The 4860-nt window shown below is 67.9% G+C and carries 4 protein-coding genes; 3 read left to right on the top strand and 1 reads right to left on the bottom strand.

Features of this window, described 5'->3' with window-relative positions:
• The coding region (locus HMPREF3115_RS14135) for a Tex family protein (RefSeq protein ID WP_070554828.1) at positions 1-2256 on the bottom strand (2256 nt) is incomplete at its 3' end.
• Between the two features lie 163 nt (positions 2257-2419).
• Between HMPREF3115_RS14135 and HMPREF3115_RS14130 the strand changes: the two genes are divergently transcribed.
• The 3 genes from HMPREF3115_RS14130 to HMPREF3115_RS14120 all read left to right on the top strand — a co-directional run.
• A complete protein-coding gene (locus HMPREF3115_RS14130; RefSeq protein ID WP_070554826.1) occupies positions 2420-3169 on the top strand; it encodes a hypothetical protein in 750 nt (249 codons plus the stop codon).
• Positions 3170-3245: 76 nt separating this feature from the next.
• Positions 3246-3461, top strand: a complete 216-nt coding sequence (locus HMPREF3115_RS14125) for an HP1242/YdcH family protein (protein WP_006399940.1) — start codon at positions 3246-3248, stop codon at positions 3459-3461.
• A gap of 55 nt (positions 3462-3516) precedes the next feature.
• On the top strand, positions 3517-4860 hold a 1344-nt coding region (locus HMPREF3115_RS14120), incomplete at its 3' end, for an ATP-dependent DNA helicase (RefSeq protein ID WP_141751676.1).

The following is a 4860-nucleotide window of genomic DNA, read 5'->3' as shown; positions in this document are numbered from 1 at the left end:
CGGGCGGGCGCCGCCGCGCGCGGCGGTGCCGCGTTCCTGCGCGCCGCGCGACGACAGGCCGGGCGCCGCTTCGTCGTCGAGCCGCATCGTCAGCGAGATGCGCTGGCGCTTCACGTCGACGTCGAGCACCTTGACCTTCACGACCTGGCCGGCCTTCACGACTTCGTGCGGATCCTTGATGAACTTCGTCGACATCGCGGATACGTGGACGAGCCCGTCCTGATGGACGCCGATGTCGACGAACGCGCCGAATGCGGCAACGTTCGTCACGACGCCTTCGAGCGTCATGCCCGGCACGAGGTCCGACACCTTCTCGACGCCTTCGCGGAACGTCGCGGTCTTGAACTCGGGGCGCGGATCGCGGCCGGGCTTCTCGAGCTCGGACAGGATGTCGCGCACCGTCGGCAGGCCGAAACGTTCGTCGACGAATTCGGCGGGCGACAGGCCCGACAGCGCGTCGCGATTGCCGAGCACGTCGTCGATGCGCTTGTTGATCTTCGCGAGGATCCGTTCGACGACCGGATACGCCTCCGGGTGCACCGACGAGCGGTCGAGCGGATTCTCGCCGCCGTTGATCCGCAGGAAGCCGGCGGCCTGCTCGAACGTCTTGTCGCCGAGGCGCGGCACCTTGCGCAGGTGCTCGCGCGACGGGAACGGGCCGTTCGCGTCGCGGTAGTCGACGATGTTGCGTGCGAGCGTCGCGTTCAGCCCCGACACGCGCGCGAGCAGCGGCGCCGATGCGGTGTTGGCGTCGACGCCGACCGCGTTCACGCAGTCTTCGACGACCGCGTCGAGCGAGCGCGCGAGCTCGCGCTGATTCACGTCGTGCTGGTACTGGCCGACGCCGATCGCCTTCGGCTCGATCTTCACGAGCTCGGCGAGCGGATCCTGCAGCCGGCGCGCGATCGACACGGCGCCGCGCAGCGATACGTCGAGTTCCGGGAATTCCTTGGCCGCGAGTTCGGACGCCGAGTAGACCGACGCGCCGGCTTCCGACACGACGATCTTCTGCAACCGCAGTTCGGGGTGCTTCGCGATCAGTTCGCTCGCCAGCTTGTCGGTTTCGCGCGACGCGGTGCCGTTGCCGATGCTGATCAGTTCGGCCTGCGTCTGCGCGGCGAGGCGCGCGAGCTTCGCGATCGAGCCGTCCCAGTCGCGACGCGGTTCATGCGGATAGATCGTGTCCGTCGCGAGCAGCTTGCCGGTGCGGTCGACGACGGCGACCTTCACGCCGGTGCGCAGGCCGGGGTCGAGACCGATCACGGCCTTCGGGCCGGCAGGCGCCGCGAGCAGCAGATCCTTCAGGTTGCGCGCGAAGACGCGGATCGCTTCGGTTTCGGCCGTTTCGCGCAGCTGCGTCAGCAGCTCGTTCTCGATGTGCGGCTGAACCTTCACGCGCCAGCACCAGCGGCACACGTCGCTCAGCCATTTGTCGGCCGGGCGATTCTGGTTCGCGATGCCGAAATGGCGCGCGATCATCGCTTCGCCGGGATGCGGCACCTGCGCGTCGAGTTCCTCGCCGAGGCCCAGCCGGATCGTCAGCACGCCGGCGTTGCGGCCGCGGAACAGCGCGAGCGCGCGGTGCGACGGCACGGTCTTCAGCGTCTCCGCGTAGTCGTAATAGTCGCGGAATTTCTCGCCTTCTTCGTTTTCCTTGCCCTCGACGACCGCCGACGACACGACGCCGCGATCGTGCAGATAGTCGCGCAGCTTGCCGAGCAGCTCCGCCGTCTCGCCGAACTGTTCCGACAGGATGTCGCGCGCGCCGTCGAGCGCGGCCTTCACGTCGGCGACGCCCTTGTCGGCATCGACGTACGCGGCCGCTTCGGTTTGCGGATCGAGCATCGGATTGGCGAGCAGCGCCTGCGCGAGCGGCTCGAGACCCGCTTCCCGCGCGATCTGGGCGCGCGTGCGGCGCTTCGGCTTGTACGGCAGATAAAGGTCTTCGAGCACCTGTTTGCTGTCGGCCGCATCGATTGCCGCACGCAGTTCGTCGGTCAGCTTGCCCTGTTCCTCGATGCTCGACAGGATCGCCGCGCGGCGATCCTCGAGTTCGCGCAGATACAGGAGGCGCTCTTCGAGCTGGCGCAGTTGCGTGTCGTCCAGGTTGCCGGTCGCTTCCTTCCGATACCGGGCAATGAACGGAACGGTCGAGCCTTCGTCGAGAAGTTGCACCGCGGCCGCGACCTGGCGCGGCTGGACGGACAGTTCGGTGGCGATGCGCTGTACGATCTTGAGTGCTACGGTTTCCGTCATGTCGTTGATGAGCTTCTGCCTGCTGAAATCGCGGCGCGGGCCGGCATGCCCGGCGCGGCGGGCTGCATGGCGGGCCCGCCGGACCAGATGCCGCGGGTGAGTGAAGCGGGGCATTTTGCCATAAATGGCAGAGCGTCCAGCCGGCGGTGATAGAATTTGACACATGTCCCGCAGCTTTCCTACGACGTTGCCAACTTCCCGTTTTTCTCTCGTCGCGCTCGGCGCAGCGCTTGCCGCCGCTTTGTCCGTCGGCACGTCCGGCGTGTACGCGCAGGCCTCGACCGTCACGGCCGATAGCGCCGCGTCGGCGCCTGCCGCGCCCGGTCTCGCGGACGATTTCGCCGCCCGTCAAAAAGTGCTCGATCAACGTTCCGCGGAAAACGATTATCGTTATGCGGTGGCCGAGCACGATTGCTACAGCCGGTTCTTCGTCAATCACTGCCTGGGCGTCGCACGCGACAAGATGCGCGAGGAGCGCGCGAGCATCCGGCAGGCGCAGCTCGCGCTCGACGACGAGCAGCGCGCGGTGCGTGCGAAGCAGCGCGACGAGCAGATCGCGCTGAAGCAGGCGCAGAACGCGGCGGAGGCGCCGCAGCGCGCCGCGAACGAGGCGGCGAACGCGGCCGCGTTCCGCGACAAGCAGGAGCAGAATGCGGTGAAGCAGGCGCAGCGCGGCGCGGAGGCGCCGCAGCGCGCGGCGAACAAGCAGGCGTACGACCAGAAGCAGGCCGATTTCCAGCGCAAGCTCGACGAGGCGCACGCCCAGGCCGCGCAGAAGGCGCAGGCGCGTGCGGAGAACGCGGCGCGCTACGAGCAGAAGCAGAAGGAGGCCGCGCAGCACAAGGCCGAGGTCGAGCAGCGTCAGCGGGAAGCGGCCGAGAAGGCCAAGCAGCAGCAACAGCAGGGGCAGTAACGTGTTGAGTTGATCCGGAAACAGCTCGTGCGCGTCGGCACGCCGGTCGGCGCGCTGCTTCGATGAGGAGGCGTATATGCAAAATCGTCACGCGGAACAGCAGCAGGAATTGCACAACCGTTTGGCTGCATTGCAGGAACAGCACCAGCAGCTCGCTCGCGAGATCGAACTGAAGGAAGGCCGCTCCGATATCGACGACCTCACGTTGCACAGGCTGAAGAAGGAAAAGCTGCTGGCCAAAGACAAGATCATCATGCTGCAATCGCAGCTCGAACCGGATAAGCGCGCCTGAGCGCGGCCTGGCAAGCGCCGGCGCCGCCCGGGCGCTGGATACAGGAACGCTTGCCTTGAATTCACCGCTTGAAGCCACCCCCGATGCCCGGCGCGACGCGTCGCCCGGGCGCGTTCGTGCGTCCGAAGGCACCTTCGAACTGAGCCGCAAGCGCGTCGACGAACTCGACGCGATTTTCGGCGACGGCGGGTTGCTGGCGCGCGCGCTCGACGGTTATCGTCCGCGCGCATCGCAGATCGAGATGGCGCGTGCGGTCGCGTCCGCGATGGAGGCGTCCGCGCGCCGGATGCCGGAGCCGGAAATCTTCGAAGCGCGCAAGCGGCCGGCGCGCCGGCTCGGCGAAACGGGCGGCGGGGGCGGCGCGGGCGGTGCCGCCGACGCGGGCGTGAGCGACGCCGCGAACGAAGCCGACGCCGATGCCGGCGACAACACGCTGATCGTCGAGGCCGGCACCGGCACGGGCAAGACCTATGCGTATCTCGTCCCGGCGATGCTGTGGGGCGGCAAGGTGATCGTGTCGACTGGCACGAAGCATCTGCAGGACCAGCTGTTCCTGCGCGACATTCCGACCGTGCGCAACGCGCTCGCGGTGCCGGTGACGGTCGCGATGCTGAAGGGCCGCGCGAACTATCTGTGCCACTACTATCTGCAGCGCACCGCGGACAACGGCCGCCTGCCGTCGCGGCAGGACACCGCGTATCTGCAGGAGATCGTCCGTTTCGCGAAGATCACGAAAAGCGGCGACAAGGCCGAGCTCGCGAGCGTGCCGGAGACGGCGCCCGTATGGTCGATGGTCACGTCGACGCGCGACAACTGCCTCGGCCAGGAGTGTCCGCACTACAAGGAATGCTTCGTGATGCAGGCGCGGCGCGAAGCGCAGCAGGCCGACATCGTCGTCGTCAACCATCATCTGTTCTTCGCGGACATCATGCTGCGCGACACCGGCATGGCCGAGCTGCTGCCGAATGCGAACACGGTGATCTTCGACGAAGCGCATCAGCTGCCGGAGACGGCGACGCTGTTTTTCGGCGAGACGCTGTCGACGACGCAGATTCTCGAACTTGCGCGCGATACGGTCGCCGAGGGCCTCAGTCACGCGCGCGACGCCGTCGAATGGGTAAAGCTCGGCGGCGCGCTCGAACGCGCGGCGCGCGACGTGCGGCTCGCGTTCGCCGACGATCAGATCGTGCGGATGTCGCTCGCGCAACTCGGCGACGATCATCCGCTGTTCGCCGCGCTCGATGCGCTCGAAGCGGCGCTCGACGCGCTGGCTTCTGCGCTCGCGAGTCAGGCCGAGCGCGCGGAATCGCTCGGCGCGTGCCTGCGTCGCGCGCGCGAGCTGCAGGATCTGCTCGCGGGCTGGGTCGCGCCCGGCGCGGCCGAGGCCGCGGCGCAGGCC

The organism is Burkholderia sp. HMSC10F09 (assembly GCF_001806955.1).
Lineage (GTDB): Bacteria > Pseudomonadota > Gammaproteobacteria > Burkholderiales > Burkholderiaceae > Burkholderia > Burkholderia multivorans.
The sequence above is the reverse complement of the archived record's forward strand: the minus strand, read 5'-3'. Positions and strand labels throughout refer to the sequence as shown.